General features: G+C 63.2%; 18 protein-coding genes and 1 tRNA gene. 15 read left to right on the top strand and 4 right to left on the bottom strand.

Translation table 11 applies throughout. From position 1 onward, the window contains the following. Window positions 1-31: 31 nt before the first annotated feature. The gene (locus tag B9Z01_RS11060; RefSeq protein WP_085482822.1) at window positions 32-907 is read left to right on the top strand and encodes a patatin-like phospholipase family protein; all 876 of its coding nucleotides are present in this window, start codon (window positions 32-34) and stop codon (window positions 905-907) included. 52 nt (window positions 908-959) lie between these two features. On the opposite strand, the gene B9Z01_RS11055 is transcribed toward B9Z01_RS11060, so the two are convergent. Next, window positions 960-1,970, bottom strand: a complete 1,011-nt coding sequence (locus B9Z01_RS11055; protein ID WP_085482820.1) for a D-2-hydroxyacid dehydrogenase family protein — start codon at window positions 1,968-1,970, stop codon at window positions 960-962. A 382-nt stretch (window positions 1,971-2,352) separates the two neighbouring features. Between B9Z01_RS11055 and B9Z01_RS11050 the strand changes: the two genes are divergently transcribed. Both B9Z01_RS11050 and B9Z01_RS11045 read left to right on the top strand, forming a co-directional pair. Then, window positions 2,353-4,209 (top strand): phosphoenolpyruvate carboxykinase (GTP), encoded by a 1,857-nt coding sequence (locus B9Z01_RS11050; protein WP_085482818.1) that lies wholly within the window; start codon window positions 2,353-2,355, stop codon window positions 4,207-4,209. A gap of 340 nt (window positions 4,210-4,549) precedes the next feature. Further along, window positions 4,550-5,653, top strand: coding sequence for a LysR family transcriptional regulator (locus B9Z01_RS11045; protein ID WP_085482816.1), 1,104 nt, complete (start codon window positions 4,550-4,552; stop codon window positions 5,651-5,653). 198 nt (window positions 5,654-5,851) lie between these two features. Here the strand turns inward: B9Z01_RS11045 and B9Z01_RS11040 are convergent, their stop codons facing one another. From B9Z01_RS11040 to dprA, 3 genes are all read right to left on the bottom strand, one after another. Next, entirely contained in the window at window positions 5,852-8,521 is a 2,670-nt protein-coding gene (locus B9Z01_RS11040; protein ID WP_085482814.1) for a DNA topoisomerase III, read from the bottom strand. A 289-nt stretch (window positions 8,522-8,810) separates the two neighbouring features. Beyond that, entirely contained in the window at window positions 8,811-9,188 is a 378-nt protein-coding gene (locus B9Z01_RS11035) for a thioredoxin family protein (RefSeq protein ID WP_085482812.1), read from the bottom strand. 101 nt (window positions 9,189-9,289) lie between these two features. Further along, on the bottom strand, window positions 9,290-10,492 hold the full coding sequence (gene dprA / locus B9Z01_RS11030; RefSeq protein WP_085482810.1) for a DNA-processing protein DprA: 1,203 nt from the start codon (window positions 10,490-10,492) through the stop codon (window positions 9,290-9,292). Window positions 10,493-10,759: 267 nt separating this feature from the next. On the opposite strand from dprA, the gene def reads away from it, so the two are divergent. The 12 genes from def (at window position 10,760) to queD (ending at window position 21,866) form a co-directional block, all read left to right on the top strand. Further along, window positions 10,760-11,263 (top strand): peptide deformylase, encoded by a 504-nt coding sequence (gene def, locus B9Z01_RS11025; RefSeq protein ID WP_085482808.1) that lies wholly within the window; start codon window positions 10,760-10,762, stop codon window positions 11,261-11,263. Between the two features lie 28 nt (window positions 11,264-11,291). Beyond that, the gene (fmt, locus tag B9Z01_RS11020; protein WP_085482806.1) at window positions 11,292-12,290 is read left to right on the top strand and encodes a methionyl-tRNA formyltransferase; all 999 of its coding nucleotides are present in this window, start codon (window positions 11,292-11,294) and stop codon (window positions 12,288-12,290) included. A gap of 113 nt (window positions 12,291-12,403) precedes the next feature. Further along, window positions 12,404-13,045 carry a LysE family translocator gene (locus tag B9Z01_RS11015; protein WP_085482804.1) on the top strand — a complete coding sequence of 214 codons (642 nt, stop codon included), beginning with the start codon at window positions 12,404-12,406 and terminating at the stop codon, window positions 13,043-13,045. Window positions 13,046-13,149: 104 nt separating this feature from the next. Next, window positions 13,150-14,007, top strand: coding sequence for a zinc metalloprotease HtpX (gene htpX, locus B9Z01_RS11010; protein ID WP_085482802.1), 858 nt, complete (start codon window positions 13,150-13,152; stop codon window positions 14,005-14,007). A 243-nt stretch (window positions 14,008-14,250) separates the two neighbouring features. Further along, entirely contained in the window at window positions 14,251-15,690 is a 1,440-nt protein-coding gene (gene rsmB, locus B9Z01_RS11005; protein ID WP_085482800.1) for a 16S rRNA (cytosine(967)-C(5))-methyltransferase RsmB, read from the top strand. Continuing rightward, window positions 15,687-16,286, top strand: coding sequence for a DUF4390 domain-containing protein (locus B9Z01_RS11000; protein ID WP_085482798.1), 600 nt, complete (start codon window positions 15,687-15,689; stop codon window positions 16,284-16,286). Before rsmB ends, B9Z01_RS11000 begins: the two co-directional genes overlap by 4 nt. Next, a complete protein-coding gene (locus B9Z01_RS10995) occupies window positions 16,276-18,702 on the top strand; it encodes a sensor histidine kinase (RefSeq protein WP_085482796.1) in 2,427 nt (808 codons plus the stop codon). Before B9Z01_RS11000 ends, B9Z01_RS10995 begins: the two co-directional genes overlap by 11 nt. Next, a complete protein-coding gene (gene esaR / locus B9Z01_RS10990) occupies window positions 18,703-19,389 on the top strand; it encodes a response regulator transcription factor EsaR (protein WP_085482794.1) in 687 nt (228 codons plus the stop codon). A 94-nt stretch (window positions 19,390-19,483) separates the two neighbouring features. Continuing rightward, window positions 19,484-19,559: transfer RNA gene (locus tag B9Z01_RS10985), tRNA-Phe, on the top strand. A gap of 421 nt (window positions 19,560-19,980) precedes the next feature. Beyond that, a complete protein-coding gene (gene queC, locus B9Z01_RS10980; protein WP_085482792.1) occupies window positions 19,981-20,712 on the top strand; it encodes a 7-cyano-7-deazaguanine synthase QueC in 732 nt (243 codons plus the stop codon). A gap of 68 nt (window positions 20,713-20,780) precedes the next feature. Next, entirely contained in the window at window positions 20,781-21,413 is a 633-nt protein-coding gene (gene queE, locus B9Z01_RS10975; RefSeq protein ID WP_085482790.1) for a 7-carboxy-7-deazaguanine synthase, read from the top strand. A 9-nt stretch (window positions 21,414-21,422) separates the two neighbouring features. Further along, window positions 21,423-21,866 carry a 6-carboxytetrahydropterin synthase QueD gene (gene queD / locus B9Z01_RS10970; RefSeq protein ID WP_143808916.1) on the top strand — a complete coding sequence of 148 codons (444 nt, stop codon included), beginning with the start codon at window positions 21,423-21,425 and terminating at the stop codon, window positions 21,864-21,866. Window positions 21,867-21,874 lie beyond the last annotated feature (8 nt).

The raw sequence follows: 21,874 nt of genomic DNA, 5'->3' as shown, positions 1-21,874 counted from the left end.
AGCGTCACAAAGAAAAGCAAGGAAAGGCAGGATGTTCGATCAGGTCGTATTCGCCGGCGGCGGTAACCGCTGCTGGTGGCAGGCAGGCTTCTGGGATGTCGTGCAGCCGCAGTTGCATATCCGTCCGCGCGTGATCGCCGGCATCTCTGCCGGCGCCGCCACCGCGTGCATGCTCTACACGCGCGATTCCGACTGGGTCATGCGCTATTACGAAGACGCGCTGCGCCACAACACCCGCAACGCGTATTGGGGCAACCTGCTGCGCGGCGAATCGGTGTTTCCGCACTACCGGATCTATCGGCAGGCGCTGCTCGACATCTACGGTGAAAAGTTTTCGAGCCTCGCGAAGGCACCGGAAATTCGCATCGGCGTGTCGCATTTGCCGCGCTGGCTCGGTGCGAGGAGCGCGGTTGCCGCGGGGCTAATCGCGTACAACATCGAAAAATACGTGCGCAAGACGCTGCATCCGACCTTGGGTCAGACGCTCGGGTTTCATCCGGAATTCGTGCGTGCGCAGGATTGCGCGAGCGTCGAGGATCTCGCGGACCTGATTCTGCAATCATCGAGCACGCCGCCGTTCACGCCGGTTCTGCGGCGCAACGGCCGGCCGGTGCTGGATGGCGGCATGGTGGACAACGTGCCGGTCGGCGCGCTCGATGCCGATGTGCCGGGCAACGTGCTCGTGATGGTCACGCGTCTTTATCCGCGGCCGCAGATGTTCGTCGTGCCGCATGGCGTGCAGCAGCGGCTTTATGTGCAGCCGTCGCGCAAGGTGCCGATTTCGAGCTGGGATTACACGAGCCCTTCGCAGATGGTGCACGCATACAACCTCGGCCGTGCCGATGGCGAGGTGTTTCTCGAACGCGTGCCTGCTTTACTGGGGGCGGGGGCGCACGAAGCGCGCTGAACTGCGGGATCGCGGCGCTCGAACCCACCCTGCCGGCCGCGTCACCTGCAAATCACCGCCGTCCGCCATGCAGCGCTTCCGGATTCGCCACGCTCGCGGTATCACCGGCATCGAACGCAAGAATATTCTTGAACGCCGCGCCGAAATACAGCTCGTAGCTTTCGCGTTCCACATAGCCGATGTGCGGCGTGCAGATCACGTTTTCCATCCGTAGCAGGCTGTAGCCCTGCAGGATCGGCTCGCTTTCGTAGACGTCGATCGCAACCATCCCCGGACGATTGTGCGACAGCGCGCTCACGAGCGCGTTTTCCTCGAGCAGTTCGGCGCGGCTCGTGTTCACGAGCAACGCGGTCGGCTTCATACGCATCAGATCGTCCTGCTTCACGATACCTCGTGTGTCGTCGTGCAGGCGCAAATGCAGGGACAGCACGTCGCTGTTCTCGAACAGCGACTCGCGGCTTTCCGCGACGCCGTAACCGTCCGCGAGAGCGGCTTCGCGCGAATGCTCACGGCCCCAGACCAGCACGTTCATGCCGAACGCCTTGCCGTAGCCGGCCACCAGTCGTCCGATCTTGCCGTAACCCCAGATCCCGAGCGTCTGACCGCGCAGCACCTGGCCGAGACCGAAGTTCGGCGGCAGCGCGGACGTCTTCAGTCCGGATTGCTGCCAGGCGCCTTGCTTAAGGTTTGCTACGTATTGCGGAATGCGGCGCTGGGCGGCCATGATGAGTGCCCACGTCAGTTCGGCAGGCGCGACCGGCGAGCCGGTGCCCTCCAGCACGGCGATGCCGCGCTCCGTGCAGGCCGCGAGATCGATATGGCCCGCCACTTTGCCGGTCTGACTGATCATGCGCAAACGCGGCAATTTGTCGAGCAGTTGCGAGGTGATGCGGGTGCGTTCGCGAATCAGGACGAGTGCGTCGACTTCGGAAAGACGGCTCGCCAGCTGACCGAGACCGCGCACGGTGTTGTTGAAAACTTTGACTTCCTGGTCGGCCAGCAACTGAAAGCAGTCGAGTTTGCGGACGGCGTCCTGGTAATCGTCGAGGATGGCAATCTTCATGGTATGTATTTTGCGGCGCACCTGGGTGGTGCGAACGGAATGTTATGCTGACTGTCCCAGCATGTGACTTAGGTCACATGCTGGTCTGGCTGAATGCCTTACCGTAGAAGCTGCCGCAAAAAGAACGGCAGCACTACGTGAGGGCGAATTGAGAACGTTTTTACAGTTTGTTGCGTGTTGAGGCAAGCCGCTTTACACAAGGTTGCAGAAGCCTTGTCGGCAGGGCGCCTCAGCCTGGCAAGCTGTGTGGCCCAGGACGATCTGCGCAATCTTGCGCCGGAAGTGAAATCGACACCCCGGCGCGGTGAATTGAATGCCTCTCGCATGCAGCGTCGCCGGGCTTGTACCGTTTTTCTATTGCTTTCAAAACGGAGACAGGTCGATGAATCATCCTTCATTCGAAGGGCAGCCCACTATCAAGGCGCCCGCATGGGTCAAGCACCGCAAGCTGATCGACTGGGTCCAGCGCATCGCCGCGCTGACCAAGCCCGAGAAGATCGTCTGGTGTGACGGCTCCCAGGAAGAATATGACCGCCTGTGCGCGCAGATGGTCGAAGCGGGCACCCTCAAGAAGCTCAATCCCGCCAAACGTCCCAATTCCTACCTTGCATGCTCCGATCCGTCCGACGTCGCGCGCGTCGAGGATCGTACGTTCATCTGCTCGCAGCGCGCAGAAGATGCCGGTCCCACCAACAACTGGATCGCGCCGGCCGAGATGCGCTCGACGCTCGACGGCCTGTTCGACGGCGCGATGCGCGGCCGCACCATGTACGTCGTGCCATTCTCGATGGGCCCGCTCGGTTCGCCGATCGCGCATATCGGCGTCGAGCTGAGCGACAGCCCGTACGTGGTGACCAACATGCGCATCATGACGCGCATGGGCCGCAAGGTGTACGACGTGCTCGGCGAAGACGGCGAGTTCGTGCCGTGCGTCCATTCGGTCGGCGCGCCGCTCGCGGCGGGCGAGCAGGACGTGTCGTGGCCGTGCAACAAGACCAAGTACATCGTCCACTTTCCCGAATCGCGTGAAATCTGGAGCTTCGGCTCCGGCTACGGCGGCAATGCGCTGCTCGGCAAGAAGTGTTTCGCGCTGCGCATCGCGTCGACGATGGGACGCGACGAAGGCTGGCTCGCCGAACACATGCTGATTCTCGGCGTGACGTCGCCGCAAGGGCGGAAGCACCATGTCGCGGCGGCGTTTCCGTCGGCATGCGGCAAGACCAACTTCGCGATGCTGATTCCGCCGGCTGGCCTGAACGGCTGGAAAATCTCCACGATCGGCGACGATATTGCATGGATCAAGCCGGGCAAGGACGGCCGCCTGTACGCGATCAACCCGGAAGCCGGCTACTTCGGCGTGGCGCCAGGCACGAGCGAGAAAACCAACTACAACGCGCTCGCCACGCTGAAGGAAAACGTGATCTTCACGAACGTCGCGTTGACCGACGACGGCGACGTCTGGTGGGAAGGCATGACCGACGAGCCGCCCGCGCATCTGATCGACTGGCAGGGCAAGGACTGGACGCCGGCCGACGCGAAGGAAAGCGGCCGCAAGGCGGCGCACCCGAACGCGCGCTTCACGGCGCCGGCTTCGCAGTGCCCGTCGATCGACGCGGACTGGGAAAACCCGGCAGGCGTCGCGATCGACGCGTTCATCTTCGGCGGCCGCCGCTCGACCACCGTGCCGCTCGTCACCGAAGCGCGCAACTGGGTCGAGGGCGTCTACATGGCGGCGACCATGGGTTCCGAGACCACCGCTGCGGCCGCCGGCCAGCAGGGCGTGGTACGCCGCGATCCGTTCGCGATGCTGCCGTTCTGCGGCTACAACATGAGTGATTACTTCGCTCACTGGCTGAAGACCGGCGAGCGTCTGCAGCAACTCAACGCGAAGCTGCCGAAAATCTTCTGCGTCAACTGGTTCCGCAAAGGTCCGGACGGCAAGTTCGTCTGGCCGGGCTTTGGCGAGAACATGCGCGTGCTGAGCTGGATGGTTGGCCGAATCGAGGGCAAGGCGCAGGGCGAGGAGCACACGTTCGGCGTTTCGCCGCACTATGAGGACATCGACTGGAGCGGCCTGAACTTCAGCCGCGAACAGTTCGAGCAGGTGATTTCCGTCGACGACGCTGCCTGGCGCGCGGAACTCGCATTGCACGCGGAGTTGTTTGACACGCTGCAACATGGTCTGCCACCGGCCCTTAGCGACGCCAAGCGCGCGCTTGAAGAGAAGCTCACAGCCTGATCATGTGAGTGTTCACTTCGCAAAGAAAGCCGCCTTCGGGCGGTTTTTCTTTTTGAGGCGCACTTATCTCCATATTTTCGGATTCCACAGCGCCGGGCTGACCTTTGCGTCTGTTCGAACAAAAAAGACAGCGCAAGCTGCAGCGCAGCAGATTGTTTCGAATCGGGAAACAATTGGTGGTCGTCCCCCGCCTTTGCACAAACAGTTGCATCAAAATTGACAATATTTCGTATTTCGAGGGCAACTTCTGCACGATTTTGCGAGTCGTAGGAGAATTCCAAGTTCGCTTCACTGGTTTTCACTAATTGTCAGGAAGCTGTAACACGGCAGGAGTTGTCTCATGGACCATTTGCAGTCGATGCGAGTTTTCGTCAAGGTGGCGGATCTCGGCAGTTTTGCCCGCGCCGCGAGCGCGATGGATATTTCCAACGCGGTCGCCACCCGTCACGTCGCCGACCTCGAAGGCCGGCTCGGTACGCGGCTGCTCAATCGCACAACCCGCAGCTTGTCGCTAACCGAATCCGGTCAGGTGTATCTCGAGCGCGCACGCCAGATCCTCGACGAACTGGAAGACGTCGAACAGATGGTGGTTGCGCGCAATCACGAACCCGTCGGCACACTGCGCATCGTCGCGCCCGTCGTGTTCGGGCTGCATAACCTCGCGCCCGTGCTGCAGACGTACGCGGAGCGCTATCCGAAAGTCATCCCGGACGTCACGCTGGTCGACCGCCAGGTCGATCTCGTCGAAGAAGGCTTCGACGTCGGCATCGTGATCGCGCGGCAGATGCGCAGCGCCAGCATCGTCACGCGGCGCCTCACCACCGGCTGCATGACCGTCTGCGCGACGCCGGCCTATCTTGAGAAGCATGGCCTACCAACGCGTCCCGAGCATCTGCTCGAGCATCCGTGCCTGAGCCTGCCGTCCGAATATTGGGGCGACGAGCGCGTGTTTACCGGCCCGGAAGGTGAAGTGCGAGTGCGCCCATCGAACGTGATCGTCGCGAACAACACGGAGATGCTGCGGCAGTTTGCGCTGCTCGGCATGGGCATCGCGATTCTGCCGAGCTATCTGATTGGCCGCGACATGACGCGCGGCAGGCTCGTGCGCCTGCTCGGCGATTACCGTCTGCCGCAGGTCGAGATCAACATTGCGTACCCGAGCCGCCGTCACTTGCCGGCCAAGGTGCGCACGTTCATCGACCATCTGGTCGAGCACTTCAACCAGACGCCGAACAGCCTGCTCGGCGAACAGTGGATCAAGGACGGTCTGGAGCAGCCCGCAGCGTCGGCGGCGTTCGATCCCGCCGAGCAGTCAAGGGCGCCGGAGGCGTTCGACGGTGCCGAGCCGCTCTCGCGACTGCTCGATAGCGAGTTGTCGCCGGTGTCGAAAACGTTGACGAAGACGACCAATCGCACCCGGTCGACGGTTTTATCGCCGCTGTAAGCGTCAGATGCGTTAAGCGCTAACGTCGCCGCAGCGCAAAAAACGAGCGTCAAAAAAGAAAAAGCGCAGTCACTTCAAGTGACTGCGCTTTTTTTCATGGGCAGATGCTGGTGAAGCCGCCGCTGGCAAGCGGATCGCCCGCCGTGCGGCAGCCAGCAGCGTCTGCCGCCAGCCTCGCGCCTGCTTTCCGAGCCGGTTTTACGAGCCGGTTTTACGCGCCGCGGTTTTCTTTGCCGGCGCTTTCTTCGCTGCCGCAGTCTTGGCGGCCGGTGCTTTCTTCGCCGCCACCTTCTTCGCTGCCGGCTCTGCCTTCACGGCTACTGCGGTATCACCTTCTTCAGCTTCCGGCATCGCCTTCGCCGCCGACCGGGCCGCGGCGGTTTTTGCCGCTGCGGTTTTCCCCGCCGCCGGTTCCTTCTTCTCGAATTCGAAGCCGATCTTGCCGTCGCTCTGCTTGACGAGGAACGCCTTGAAATTACGGCCCGTACGCGACGACTTGAAGTTCGTCAGCAGATCCGTGCGACCTTCTTCGAGAAGTTTAGCCATCTGCTCGCGGGCAATTTCCTGCTGCAGGATCACTTTGCCGGAGCGGAAGTCGCAACTCTTCGGACTGGCGACCGAGTTCTCGCAGACATAGCTCATGCCGTGCTCGAACACGCGCGCGCCACACTTCGGACACGCGCCTACCGGTTGCTGGTCGGAGAAGTCGGGCGGTTCGCCGTCTTCGCCGGCCGCATCCTGGCCGAAGTCGAATTCGAGCTTGTAGTTCTTGATTTCGTCGTCGAAGGAAAGCTTCAGGATTGCCGAGAACGGCCTGCCCATCTTGCTGCGAAAGCCCGACAGCGGACCAATCGTCTTGTTCTGCAGCAACTCTTCGACTTCCGCGATTTCGAACTGGCGTCCGCCCGGAATCTTCGAAATCGAAAACTCGCATTTCGAGCACGCGAAACGCCGGTAGTTTTCCTTCACCTGGCCGCCGCAGTTCGGGCAAGTTGTTTCCAACGTCGCGTAATCGCCTGGGATCGTGTCGGAATCGTATTCCTTCGCGCGCTTGACGATGGTCTGCGTCATGCGCGCGATTTCCTGCATGAACGCGTCGCGCGGCAGGTTGCCACGTTCCATCTGCGAGAGTTTGTACTCCCATTCGCCGGTCAATTCCGGCGCGGTCAGCTCCTTCACACCGAGGCCGCGCAGCAGCGTCATCAACTGGAAAGCCTTGGCGGCCGGAATCAGGTCGCGGCCTTCGCGGATCAGATACTTTTCACTCAGCAGACCTTCGATGATGGCTGCGCGCGTAGCCGGCGTGCCGAGACCCTTGGCCGCCATTGCTTCGCGCAGCTCGTCGTCCTCGACGAGCTTGCCCGCGCCTTCCATCGCCGAGAGCAGCGTCGCTTCGTTGTAGCGCGCAGGCGGCTTCGTCACCAGTTGCTGTGCGGCGATCTTGTCGGTCTTGACCTTCTCGTCCTTCTGCACGGGCACGAGGTTGGCGTCGTCGCCACTGATTTCACGGCCGTAGATCTGCAGCCAGCCCGGCTCGACGAGCACCTTGCCTTCGGTCTTGAAGTGATGGCCGACCACCTCGGTGATGCGCGTCGTCACGCGATATTCGGCAGCCGGGAAGAACACCGAGAGGAAGCGCTTCACGACGAGGTCGTAAAGCTTCTGCTCCGGCTCGGACAGATTTTTCGGCGCCTGCAGCGTTGGGATGATGGCGAAGTGGTCGCTGATCTTCGAGTTGTCGAAGATGCGCTTGTTCGGCTTCACCCAGCCCTTGTCGAGCACCTGCTTCGCAAACGGCAGGTAGTTGTTGCTCTCCTTGAGCATGCCGAGCGTCTGCTTGACCGTATCCATATAGTCTTCCGGCAGCGCGCGCGCATCGGTTCGCGGATAGGTCAGCACCTTGTGCTTTTCGTACAGCGCTTGAGCCAGGCCCAGCGTGTTTTTCGCCGAGAAGCCGAAGCGGCCGTTGGCTTCGCGCTGCAGGCTGGTCAGGTCGAAGAGCGCCGGCGACAGTTGCGTGGACGGCTTCGACTCTTCGGTCACCGTGCCGAGCTGGCCGCGGCAGGCCGCGACGATCGTCTCGGCGGCGGGCAGCGACCACAGACGCGAATCGCGCTTTTCGGGGTCGAATTCGTCGCGCTTGAATTTCGTATCGAACCAGCGGCCTTCGTAGAAGCCCCCCGCGCAGACGAATTCCGCTTTCACTTCCCAGTAGTCGCGCGGCACGAAGCGGCGAATCTTTTCTTCGCGCTCGACGACGATCGACAGCGTCGGCGTCTGCACGCGCCCGACCGTGGTCAGGAAGAAGCCGCCGCCCTTGCTGTTGAACGCGGTCATCGCCCGCGTGCCGTTGATGCCGACGAGCCAGTCCGCCTCCGAGCGGCAGCGCGCCGCATCGGCGAGCGGCTGCATCTCTTCATCGCTGCGCAGGCGTGCGAAACCATCGCGGATTGAGCCTGCTGTCATCGACTGCAGCCACAGCCGTTGCACTGGCTGCTTGGCTTTGGCGTGCTGCGCGATCAGACGGAAAATCAGTTCGCCCTCGCGCCCCGCGTCGCATGCGTTGATCAGCCGGTCGATGTCCTTGCGCTTGATGAGCCTGGTCAGCACCTTCAGGCGCGACTCGCTCTTTGCGATCGGATTCAGATCGAAATGCGGTGGAATGACGGGCAGATTGGCAAAGCTCCACTTGCCGCGCTTGACTTCGTAGTCGTCGGGCGCGGCAATTTCCAGCAGGTGGCCCACTGCCGAGGAAAGGACGTAGTCGTCGCTTTCGTAGTATTCGTCATGCTTGGTAAAACCGCCCAAAGCGCGCGCGATGTCGTTCGCGACAGAAGGCTTTTCAGCGATGATTAGTGCTTTGGACATGACTCGATGTGAGGTTGGTAGATCCGGGTTGATGGCCTTGAGCGCGCCAAATTAGCGCGCGACGCTCGTTTGTGCCCTTCTGCGACCCATTGACGACCGCTTTATAGCACAAGGCGAGAACCCGGCGTGTCAAGTGCCATAAAAGCGCGCCATCATAATTGCGCGCTTCGCGATTGAGCAAGCCGCGGCAAACGCCCGGCGCCGGTTGCCACGGGGTCTGTAAGACACGCGGCGCAAATCCCGCGCCACAAGCCTTTGCGCCGTGCGGCCCGGCAGCGCGAAGCCGCTTTCAGGCAACCGCCAGCGCTGGCCGCAACTTGGGCGCGCCGGTCACGCCGGGCAGCGTCGTCAGGTCCGACAACATGCGCTCCACAATCGATACCTGCGGCAAAACCGTACCGAAGAATCGTGTCGTAACCGAGTCTTCGATCAGGATGGTCGGGAAATTCTCGACGTCCAGATCGTCGAAACGGTCTGCATGCGTTTCGATGTCGATCCATGCGAAACAGACTTCCGGGTGCCGCTCGGCAAGCTTGTTGAAAGCGTCCCGGTACTCACGGCACGTTCCGCACCATTCCGCGCAGAGGCAGGCAACGAACAGTGTATCGGGCTCGTTGACGCGCTCGGCAATCCGGTCCTGATCGGTGTCGAGATTCAGCGCGGGCATGGGGTCGTTTCCTTGGCGTTATATCGGGTGCTTTGGCGCGAATGTAGCATGGCCGGTCCCGATGAGTGGTCAATGCCGGGTCGCGTGGGGCCGGTCGCGGGTCAGCCATGTTGGGCTCGCATGAAGCGGCCGCCGGGCAGCAGCGTCACCTCGCCGGCGAGTTCGAGTTGCAGCAAGGTGGTTTGCAAGGCGGCGTCCCCCATCTCGGTGCGGGCGGCAAGAATTTCAAGCGTGGTCGGAGAATGGCCGAGCGCGGCGAGCAGACGCTGCGCTTCGGGGTCGAGCGGTTTGGGGGATAGCGCGGACGAACCCGGCGAAGCGGACCCACGCACCGTCGAAGCCCGCGAACCGGCGTGATCGAGCGGAACGGTCTGCCGGCCTGTCCGGGCGGCCCGTGCTAGCGGACGCGGGGCAAAACCGAGCTCCTCCAGCACTTCATCCGGCGTCTCGACGAGTTTCGCGCCCTGCTTGATGATCCGATGACAGCCGCGCGATAGCGGCGCGTGGATCGAGCCGGGCAACGCAAAAATATCGCGTCCCATTTCATTGGCGAGCCGCGCGGTGATCAGCGAGCCGGAGCGCATCGCGGCCTCGACGATCACGACGCCGCTGACTAGCCCGGCAATCAGACGATTGCGCTGCGGAAAATTGGCGGCGCGCGCCGGCGTGCCGAGCGGCCACTCCGAAAGGATTGCGCCCTGCACCGCGATCTGCCGTGCAAGCGCGTGATGCGCGGCCGGGTACACGAGGTCCGCGCCAGTGCCGATTACCGCGACCGTCCCGCCGATGCCGTCGAGGCCGCCCTGATGCGCGGCGCCGTCGATGCCGAGCGCGAGCCCCGACACGATGGTTACGCCCGCCGCGGACAGTTCGCGCGCAAACCGCTGCGCGTCCTCGATGCCCTGCGGCGTCGCGCTGCGGCTACCCACCAGCGCCACCGCCCTCGTATGCAGGAGATCGAGCCGGCCCTTTATATATAGCAGCGGCGGCGGGTCGGGCATCATCAGCAGCGCGGGCGGGTACGCGGGGTCGTCGAGCGTCACGATCTGATTGCCGGGCGACTCGCGCCACGCGAGCACCGCGTCGAGCCGGCCATCGAATTCCGGTCCCGGAGGCGCGAGCACTGCACGCGCCGCGACTTCACCGGCAACCTCGGCGAGCGCTTCCTGCGACTGCTCAAAAATCGCTTCCGGCAGCCCGAAAACGCTCAACAGGAGGCGCAAAGCCTCGGGCTTCAACCCCGGCGCGAGCGACAGCCGCAGCCAGGCGGCAAGTTCGAGATGGGTTGCGGGCAAAGTGTGCATGTGGAACGCTCCTCTTGCAGGGGCCAGCGGGCAGGCGGGCGCCATGCTAAAATTTTCATCATCCGAAATAACCGCGAATCGAATAGTCGCGAATAACTGCGACGCCGCGCCCACTCGCGCGCGTTTGTCGTTGTCGCACGGGGCGCGTTGAACCGAACCGGTTCGACACTATCTATCCTCTGCGTATTACGACGGGCTCACAACCTGGCCAAACGGCCAACGCGAGCTTGCCAATGGTTGGCGGCGTCTGAAAACACACTCAAAATCATGGCTTTACTGAACATCATCAATTACCCGGACAAACGGCTGCACAAGGTGGCGAAGCCGGTCGCGGAAGTCAACGAGCGCATCCGCCGCCTCGTCGCGGACATGGCCGAAACCATGTATGCGGCGCCCGGCGTCGGCCTCGCCGCCACTCAGGTGGACGTGCACGAGCGCGTGATCGTGATCGACGTCTCGGAGACGCACGATGAACTCCTCGCGTTCATCAACCCGGAAATCGTCTGGTCGAGCGACGAGAGGAAGCTGTCGGAAGAGGGCTGCCTGTCGGTGCCGGGCATTTACGACAACGTCGAGCGCGCTGAGAAAGTGCGCGTGCGGGCGCTCGACGAGAAGGGCGAGACCTTCGAGCTGGATTGCGAGGGGCTGCTCGCCGTGTGCATCCAGCACGAAATGGATCACCTGATGGGCCGCGTGTTCGTCGAATACCTGTCGCCGCTGAAGCAAACGCGCATCAAGAGCAAGATGAAGAAGCTCGCCCACGCGATGTAACGCGCGTTCACCTCGCTACCGCCCATTCATGAGTCATTCGTTGCGCGTCATCTTTGCCGGTACGCCGGAGTTCGCCGCCGCCGCGCTGGCCGAGATTCATCGCGCCGGTTTTCCCGTGCCGCTCGTGCTGACCCAGCCTGACCGGCCCGCCGGACGCGGCATGAAGCTGCAGGCGAGCCCGGTCAAGCGCTACGCGCAGGAGCACGGGCTGGCCGTCGCGCAGCCCACGTCGCTGCGCCGCGCCGGCAAATATCCGCAGGAAGCCGCCGCGGCCATCGACCAGTTGCGTGCCACGCCGCACGACGTGATGGTGGTCGCCGCGTACGGTCTGATCTTGCCGCAGGAAGTGCTCGACATTCCCCGCTTCGGCTGCATCAACATTCACGCGTCGCTGCTGCCGCGCTGGCGCGGCGCGGCGCCGATTCATCGCGCACTCGAAGCGGGCGACGCGCAAACCGGCATCACGCTGATGCAGATGGACGTCGGCCTCGATACCGGCGCGATGATTTCCGAAACGCGTACCCCCATTTCCGCCGACGACACCACGGCCACGCTGCACGACCGCCTCGCGCAGGACGGCGCGAAGCTGATCGTCGAGGCGCTGATCGAACTCGAGCGCAGCGGCAAGCTCGCATCGACGCCGCAGCCTGCGGACGGCGTGACCTATGCCGAAAAAATCGCCAAGCACGAAGCGGCGCTGGACTGGCGCCAGCCGGCCGAGGCGCTCGCGCGGCGGGTGCGCGCGTTCGATCCATTTCCCGGTGGCGCGGGTACGCTCGAAGACGGCAGCGTCGTCAAGATCTGGGCCGCGGTTGCCACGCCGGCCGGGAGCAGCAACAACGGCAAAAAAGAACCCGGCACCATCACGGACGTCTCGCCCGAAGGTGTGGTCGTGGCCTGCGGCGAAGGCGCGCTGCGCCTCACGCAATTGCAGAAACCCGGCGGCAAGCGCCTGCCGGTGCGCGAATTCCTGGCCGGTTCGACGCTTGCAGCGGGACAGCGCTTTCAACTTCCCGAAGCAGAATAGCCGCCTGCGCATGAGCTGAACATCGCCCGTTCGGCCGATGTTCACGGCCCCCGCCGCGAGCTTGCCGCGCGTTAGAATCCTCTATGCAACATGGCAAAGTTTCGAGGGTTCATATGTTCGGCATCGTCCATTTCGAGTTTTTCGTCGTCGCGGTTTTTCTGCTCAATATCACGCCGGGGCCGGATACGGCTTATATCGTCGGGCGCAGCGTCGCTCAGGGCCGCGGCGCGGGGCTGATGTCCGCGCTCGGCATTTCGGCCGGATGCTGCATTCACTCGCTCGCCTGCGCGTTTGGCCTGACCGCGCTGCTTGCCGCATCGGTCACGGCATTCACCGTCATCAAATTTGTCGGTGCCATGTATCTGATTTATCTCGGCGTGCGCCTGATTTTCGCGAAACCGGCGCCGGATGCGCCTGCTGGCGAAGCGCGCGCGCCGTCCGCGCCGAAGTCGCTGCGCCAGCTTTTCCTGCAGGGCTTCTGGACCAATGTGCTGAACCCCAAGGTGGTGCTGTTCTTCGTCTCGTTCTTCCCGCAATTCGTGGCGACGGGCAGCGAGCACAAAACCTTCGCGTTCCTCACGCTCGGCGCGGTGTTCGTTCTGATGAGCATGGTCTGGAACAGTTTTGTCGCGTGGATCGCCGGCAGCGTGACGCAGCGCTTCTCCGGCAAGCCCACGGTGAAGCGTTGGCTCGATCGCGGCGTCGGCAGTGCGTTCGTCGGCCTCGGGATCAAGCTCGCGACCGCCTCACGATGATTGAATTTTCCTTCGCCGCCCATATCTAACATTTAGCCTACAATTCGGCGCTGTAATCGCGCGGCGAGAGACGAAGCCCACGCTTGGGGCAAGGAGTTGCAGACATGTTCAACTGGGTTAAAACCGCGATGTTGATGGCCGCCATCACGGCCCTTTTCATCGTGATCGGCGGGATGATCGGCGGGTCGCGAGGCATGATGATCGCGCTCGTGATCGCCCTCGGGATGAATTTCTTCTCGTACTGGTTCTCCGACAAGATGGTCTTGCGCATGTACAACGCGCAGGAAGTCGACGAAAACAGTGCGCCGCAGTTCTATCGAATGGTGCGTGAACTCGCCACGCGCGCGAATCTGCCGATGCCGCGCGTGTACCTGATCAACGAAGACGCGCCGAATGCGTTTGCCACTGGCCGCAATCCGGAGAACGCGGCTGTCGCGGCGACCACTGGCATTTTGCGGGTTCTTTCCGAGCGTGAAATGCGCGGCGTGATGGCGCACGAACTCGCGCACGTGCAGCACCGCGACATTCTGATCTCGACGATTTCGGCAACGATGGCCGGCGCGATTTCCGCGCTGGCGAACTTCGCGATGTTCTTCGGTGGCCGCGACGAGAGCGGCCGTCGCGCCAATCCGATCGCGAGCATCGCGGTGGCGCTGCTCGCGCCGATTGCGGGCGCGATGATCCAGATGGCGATTTCGCGGGCTCGCGAGTTCGAAGCCGACCGTGGCGGTGCGCAGATTTCCGGCGATCCGCAGGCGCTTGCTTCGGCGCTCGACAAGATTCATCGCTATGCGAGCGGTATTCCGTTTCCGGTCGCCGAAGCACATCCGGCTACTGCGCAGATGATGATCATGAATCCGCTGTCGGGCGGTGGTCTCTCGAATCTGTTCTCGACGCACCCGGCTACTGAGGAACGCGTTGCGCGTCTGATGGAAATGGCGCGCACGGGTCGCTTCGACTGAGTTGCCGAGTCGATCAGCGCGTAAGCGTGGAATGTTGAAGAGCGGGCCTGCGAGGCCCGCTTTTTTTGCTCCGACACATCGCATGCGCCGCTGCCAATCGCAGTCAATCGGGCACGCTTTCCAGCGGCGGCAATCCGGGCCGACGCCCGTCACGATCTGTCCGCCGCGGCCCGCACCCAGCGCCACGCTACAATGTGCGCTGATTGCGCCGCGCGCACCGTGCGGCTTGCCCTTGCTCCTTTCATGACATCAAAGCCTTCTTCGCGTTCTGCTTCCTCGTTGGCGCGTGCGCGCGAATCCCGTTTATCGACGCTGCATCTGTCGCCCGAATCGCTCGGGTTTGCGCTCGACTGTGCCGCCCAGGCCGTCGGTGCCGTGCGTCTTGGCGCGGCCTTGCCCGCGGCGCTGCAATCCGTTTTCGTGTCCGTGCCCGAGGGTAGCGCCGCGGCGGCGCGCGGAGCGGTGCAAGACATCGCGTACCGCACGATGCGGCGTCTCGCGACCGTCGAGTGGCTGGTCGCAAAGCTCGTGAAGAAGGCGCCGCCGCCGCACGTCGGCCATGTGCTCGCGTGCGCGCTTGCGCTGCTCATCGACGATGACGCGAGCGCCGCCTACACGCCGTTCACGGTGGTCGACCAGGCAGTGAGCGTAATCGGTGCGCGTCGCGAATTCGCGTTCGCGAAGGGGCTCGTCAACGCGGTGCTGCGTAATTTCCTGCGCGAGCGCGAGGCGCTTCTCGCCGCCGCGCAAGCCGACGAAGTCGCGCGCTGGAACTACCCCGCCTGGTGGATCGGCGCGGTGAAGCGCGCGTGGCCCGATGCGTGGCAAGCCGTGCTTGCCGCCGGCAACACGCAAGGTCCGCTCACGCTGCGGGTGAACGCGCGCCATTCGACCGTCGACGCCTATCTGCAAGTGCTGCAGCGCCAGCACATCGCCGCGAGCAAGGCGGGCGAGCAGGCGGTTCGGCTCGACACGCCGATGCCGGTGGATCGCATTCCGGGCTTCAGCGAAGGCGTCGTGTCGGTGCAGGACGCAGGCGCGCAACTCGCCGCGCAATTGCTCGGCGCGCGCGACGGCATGCGCGTGCTCGATGCCTGCGCGGCGCCCGGCGGCAAGACCGGGCATCTGCTCGAACTCGCCAATCTGCAGCTCGTCGCGCTCGAGAGCGATGCGTCGCGCGCGCGCCGCATCGGCGAAAACCTGCGGCGGCTCAAGCTCGAAGCGGAAGTGCGCATCGGCGACGCGGGCACGCCGGCGCAATGGCACGACGACCTCGATCAGCCGTTCGACCGCATTCTCGCCGACGTGCCGTGCTCGGCCTCGGGCATCGTGCGGCGTCATCCGGATATCCGCTGGCTGCGCCGCGAGTCCGATATCGCCGCGCTCGCCGCCGAACAGCGCCGCATTCTCGACGCGCTCTGGCCGCTCGTGAAACCAGGCGGCGAGTTGCTCTACGTTACGTGTTCGATCTTCCCCGAAGAGTGCGAGTTGCAGGCCCAGTGGTTTGGAAACAAGTATCAGGATGCGGTACGATTGGACGCGCCGGGGCAGCTTTTACCCTCAGTTGCCCGCGCGCCCGCCGACCCATCGGCCGGTTCCCATGCCGGACAGCCCGCTGAAGACAGCGCCGGCGCGAACTCAGACCACGACGGATTTTTCTACGCGCGCTTTCAGAAACGGTGACCATCAAACGCTTCTTCCCGCTTCGGCTCGCTGCCGTGCTCTGGATCGCGCTGGCCGTCTGGCTTGCAGCGCCGGGCGCGGCGCACGCTGATTCGATCGCGGTGCAGCGGGCGTCGCTGCAGGCCGATAACAGCGGCTGGAGTCTCGACGCGCATTTCGAATTCGACCTGAACAGCAATCTCGAAGACGCGGTCAACAAAGGCATTCCGCTTTACTTCACGACCGATTTCGAACTGAGCCGGCCGCGCTGGTACTGGTTCGACGAGCAGCCGGTCAGCGTGTCGCAGAGTCTGCGCCTGTCGTTCCAGCCGCTCACGCGCGAGTATCGTGTCTCGAGCGTTTCGTCGGGCGGATTGCAGCTCGGCTTTTCCTCGCTCAAGGACGCGCTCGCTGTCATCAAGCACGTCACGTCGTGGCACGTGATCGACCGCAATGAGGTGCACACGGGCGAAACCTATACTGCGTCGGTGCGCATGCAACTCGACATCGGGCTGATGCCCAAGCCGTTCCAGATCGACGCGGTGAACAACCGCGACTGGAACCTCGCCTCCGAATGGAAGCGCTTTACCTTCACGGCGGCCGAACGTGCTAAATAAAGTGCGCTCATCCAACACCAGTGTCAGCAGCATCGTCGTGCGCGTGCTGGTGTCGACGGTCGCGGTCACGGCCGTGCTGCTGCTCGTGCTGCTGGCCGCCGCGAGCGCGAATACCGAATTCTTCGACCGCTACTACCAGTGGCTCTACGCAGCCAACGTCGTGGTCGCGATGATCTTTCTGCTGGTGGTGGCGACGCTCGTCATCATCATCATCGTGCGATTGCGCAAGGGCAAGTTCGGCACACGGCTGCTCGCGAAGCTCGCGTTCTTCATGGCGCTCGTCGGCGTAGTGCCGGGCGGCATCATCTACATCGTGTCGTATCAGTTCGTCTCGCGCAGCATCGAATCGTGGTTCGACGTGAACGTCGAAACCGCGCTCGCGTCCGGCCTCAATCTCGGGCGCGGCATGCTCGACGCGTCGCTGTCCGACCTGCAGACGAAGGCGCGTCTGATGTCCGAGCAACTGGCGAGCGCCGACGCCGCCGGCACCACGCTGACGCTGCTGCGTTTGCGCGACCAGTTCGGCGTGCAGGACGCGACGATCGTCGAGCCGACGCGCAGCATGTCGGGCGCGACGCCCGACATGCACGTGGTCGCACAGGCATCCGGCAATTACGCGACGCTCGTGCCGAACGATCTGCCCACGCCGCTGATGATCGACCAGGCGCGCGGCCGCGGCTATGCGGCGATCGAAGGCGAAGTGGACGGTGACGCGAATGCGCCCGGCGGCAAGGGCGTGCTGCGTCTGCGCGTCGTGCAGCGCATACCCGATTCGAACGCGTCGCTGTTGCAGCCCACCGAGCGCTTCCTGCAACTCACTCAGCCGGTCTCGACAACGCTTGCGCGCAATGCCGATGCGGTGCAGCGCGCGTATCGCGAGTATCAGGAGAAGGCGCTCGGGCGCACCGGTCTGCGCAAGATGTATATCGGCACGCTGACGTTGTCGCTGTTTCTCGCCACCTTCATCGCGATGATGCTTGCGCTCGCGCTCGGCAATCAGCTCGCGCGGCCGTTGTTCCTGCTCGCGCAGGGCACCAAGGAAATTACCGAGGGCGACTACACGCCGAAGCGCGAGATCAAGTCGCGCGACGAACTCGGCTTCCTCACGCAGTCGTTCAACGCGATGACGCGGCAGTTGTCCGAAGCGCGTGCGGCGGTCGAGAACAACCGCATCGCGCTCGAGCATTCGAAGGCGTATCTCGAGAGCATCCTCGCCAATCTGACCGCGGGCGTGTTCGTGTTCGACCGGCAGTTCAGGCTTACCACCGCGAATCGCGGCGCCGAGCGGATTTTCCGTCAGCCGTTCCAGACTGTGCTCGGTGCGTCGCTCGATCAGATCAGCGTGCTCAGCGAATTCGGCGCGATGGTGCGCAAGGCGTTTGCCGACCGCGAAGCGGCGAGCGGCGACGGTCACAACGACAACGGCCACTGGCAGCAGCAGTTCTCGGTGCAGGTGCCCGGCGAAACCGAGCCGCTCACGCTGCTCGTGCGCGGCGCGCGCCTCGTCGCGGCGAACGCGCGCGACGGCGACGACTTGCAGACCTCGGGTTACGTCATCGTGTTCGACGACATCTCGGACGTGATCTCCGCGCAGCGTTCGATTGCCTGGGGCGAAGTCGCGCGGCGCCTCGCGCACGAGATCAAGAATCCGCTCACGCCGATCCAGCTTTCCGCCGAGCGCTTGCAGATGAAACTCGCCGACAAGCTCGCGCCATCCGATGCGGACGTGTTGAAGCGCGGCGCGACTACGATCGTGAACCAGGTCGCCGCAATGAAGCAGATGGTCGACAATTTCCGCGATTACGCGCGCACGCCGCCCGCGGTGCTTGCGCATCTGCAACTGAATGATCTGGTCAGCGAAGTGCTCACGCTGTACGGTATCGAGGAAGGCAAAGGCGCGATCGCGGTCGAGCTTGCCGCGTTGCCCGCGATTCGCGGCGACGCGACGCAATTGCGCCAGGTGATTCACAACCTGCTGCAGAACGCGCAGGATGCGGTAGCCGAGGTCGCGCATCCGCGTGTTTTGCTCGAGACGAGGACAGTAGAATACGGAGACCCCGATGCGGAAGGAAAGGTACGCGTCGCGGTACGTCTGACAGTGTCGGATAACGGACCGGGTTTCCCCGCGCGTATTCTCACGCGCGCGTTCGAGCCTTACGTGACGACCAAGGCCAAAGGTACGGGCCTGGGTCTTGCGATGGTCAAGAAGATCGTCGACGAACATGGCGCGCGCATCGACATTCGTAATCGCATGAAAGCCGGCGACGTGATCGAAGGCGCGCAGATTTCGATCCTCTTCCTTCAACTGGCGGACGACACCGCGGCACCCGGCGCGCATGGTCCAGGCGCGCATCCGGCGCATGGCGGTACGTCGCAGGGAACGACAAAAGCAACAGTGCAGACAAGGGCAGCGTAAATGGCAACCATCCTGGTGGTAGATGATGAAATGGGCATCCGGGAATTGCTCTCGGAGATCCTGAGCGACGAGGGGCATGTCGTGGAGGCCGCTGAAAATGCGCAGGAGGCGCGCGAGTTCCGTCTGCGTCAGGCGCCGGACCTGGTGCTGCTCGACATCTGGATGCCCGACACCGACGGCGTGACATTGCTCAAGGAATGGGCCGCACAAGGTCAGCTGACCATGCCGGTGATCATGATGTCCGGCCACGCGACCATCGACACCGCAGTTGAAGCCACGAAGATCGGTGCGCTCAACTTCCTCGAAAAGCCGATTGCGTTGCAGAAGCTGCTGAAGGCAGTCGAGCAGGGGCTTGCGCGCGGCAATGCGCCGGCGCCTGGCGGCGCGGCGGCAAAGCCGGCGATGCCGGTCAGCGCGTCGACGGTGGCGTCGGCGGCAGCATTGCCGCTGCTCTCGGCCGACGGTATGGGCGGCGGTGCATTGGCCGCGCAAACGGCGTCGATCTCGTTCGACATTCCGCTGCGCGATGCACGCGACGCCTTCGAGCGCGCGTACTTCGAATATCACCTCGCACGCGAGAACGGCAGCATGACGCGCGTCGCTGAAAAGACTGGTCTCGAGCGCACGCATCTTTATCGCAAGCTCAAGCAACTCGGCGTCGATCTGGGCAAGAACAAGGGGGAATGAACGCAGCGACTTGCGTGCAAATGCGTCTCGATAGATTTTTGCCCGAAAGGGCTTGCTGAACTAAAAACCCTTTGATATAGTTTCGTTCTTCGTTGGCCCGGTAGCTCAGTTGGTAGAGCAGCGGATTGAAAATCCGCGTGTCGGTGGTTCGATTCCGCCCCAGGCCACCAGGATTCAGCCCCAGGAAATCGCAAGGTTCCTGGGGCTTTTCCGTTTCAGGCGAGCATCCTTTTTGCGGTCTGCAGCGCGGGCTGGGTCGGCGGCAGCTCGCGCGGCGTTCGGCGTCGCGTGATAAAATCGCGCCAGTTCAAGGACTTGCATGCGGACGTGTTGCTTCCATTCGTTGCCTCATTCGCGTATCAGTGCAGCGGCTGAATCAACGCAGCACGCGAGTGCAGTGCGTGAATGGCGCTACCTGCACAGAACCTGTCGCCCGACGATCTACGGTATAAGCGCCCCGCAACGTTCACGCGCAACGCGCGACCTATACTGCTTTGGCCGGCAGCAATGCCGGCGCACGTCGCGCCGCGTTGCTTGCATGGTGCGCCTCGCGCGAGCGCGACGTGGCACTCTCACACACGGAGTTTCACGGTGATCCGCAAAGACGCTAAGCGTAGCGCGCTCGTGCTGTTTTCCGGCGGCCAGGATTCCGCCACCTGTCTCGCGTGGGCGCTCGAACGTTATGACACGGTCGAAACGCTCGGCTTCGATTACGGTCAGCGGCATCGCGTCGAACTCGAATGCCGCGAAGGGTTTCGCGAGGCCGTCACGCGTGCGTTTCCGGCATGGGCCGATCGTCTCGGTGACGATCACATGATCGACCTGTCGCTGCTCGGCACGATCAGCGACACGGCGATGACGCGCGAGATCGAGATTCGGGCGACGGCCAACGGTTTGCCGAACACGTTCGTGCCGGGCCGCAATCTGATGTTCATGACGATCGCAGCGGCCATCGCCTATCGGCGCGGTTTGCAGGTGCTGGTTGGCGGCATGTGCGAGACGGATTTCTCCGGCTATCCCGATTGCCGCGACGACACGATGAAGGCATTGCAGGTCGCGCTCAATCTCGGCATGGACACGCGCTTTGCACTCGAAACGCCGCTCATGTGGCTCGACAAAGCTGATACGTGGCGCCTCGCTCACGAGTTGGGCGGCGACGAACTGGTCGAACTGGTGCGCGTCGAGACGCATACCTGCTACGTCGGCGAACGCGCCGAATTGCATGCGTGGGGTTTCGGCTGCGGCGAGTGCCCGGCCTGCCGCTTGCGCAAACGCGGTTATGAGGCCTACCTCGCCGGCGAAAAAGTCAGCGAGCCGGTCTGACGGTCAGGGCGGCGGTGCGGCGCTGATCATTCACTTCAGGAATTCAGGAACACAGGGCAGAAAGCAGCATGACTTACGCGGTCAAGGAAATCTTCTACACGTTGCAGGGCGAGGGCGCGAATGCCGGGCGTCCGGCCGTGTTTTGCCGCTTCGCGGGCTGCAATCTGTGGTCGGGCCGCGAAGAGGATCGCGCGGATGCCGTGTGCCGCTTCTGCGATACCGATTTCGTCGGCACCGACGGCGAGAACGGCGGCAAGTACCGCACGCCTGACGAACTGGTCGCGATGATCGCGTCGCAATGGCCGCAAGGCGAGGGCGAGCGTTTCGTGGTCTGCACCGGTGGCGAGCCGATGCTGCAGATCGATCAGCCGCTCGTCGACGCGCTGCACGCAGCCGGCTTCGAAATCGCGATCGAGACCAACGGCTCGCTGCCGGTGCTCGAGACGATCGACTGGATCTGTGTGAGCCCGAAGGCCGACGCGCCGCTCGTCGTGACGAAGGGCAACGAACTGAAAGTCGTGATTCCGCAGGACAACCAGCGCCTCGCCGACTACGCGAAGCTCGACTTCGAGTATTTCCTCGTCCAGCCGATGGATGGCCCGTCACGCGACATCAACACGAAGCTCGCGATCGACTGGTGCAAACGTCATCCGCAGTGGCGCCTGTCGATGCAGACTCACAAGTATCTGAACATTCCCTGATTTGCCGTGCTGACGATTACCCGAAAACTCGAATTCGACGCGGGCCACCGCATCCCCGATCACCGCAGCCAATGCCGTAATCTGCACGGCCATCGCTATGTGCTCGAAATCACGCTGCAAGGCGATCTGGTCGACACCGAAGGCGCGCCCGATCGCGGCATGGTGATGGATTTCGCCGACGTGAAGTCGCTCGCGGTCGAGCATCTGGTCGACAAGTGGGATCACGCGTTTCTCGTCTACGAAGGCGACACGCAGGTGCGCAGCTTTCTCGAAAGTATGGCGGGCCACAAGACGGTCGTGCTCGATCGCATTCCCACTGTCGAAAACCTCGCCGCGATCGCGTTCGAGATGCTCGCGAATGTCTACGACGCGCACTATGGCGTGAATCTGCGTCTGCACAAGGTGCGTCTGTACGAAACGCCGAACTGCTGGGCCGACGTGGTCCGCGACTAAACACGCCA

Source organism: Paraburkholderia susongensis (genome assembly GCF_900177725.1).
Classification (GTDB): domain Bacteria; phylum Pseudomonadota; class Gammaproteobacteria; order Burkholderiales; family Burkholderiaceae; genus Paraburkholderia; species Paraburkholderia susongensis.
The sequence above is the reverse complement of the archived record's forward strand: the minus strand, read 5'-3'. Positions and strand labels throughout refer to the sequence as shown.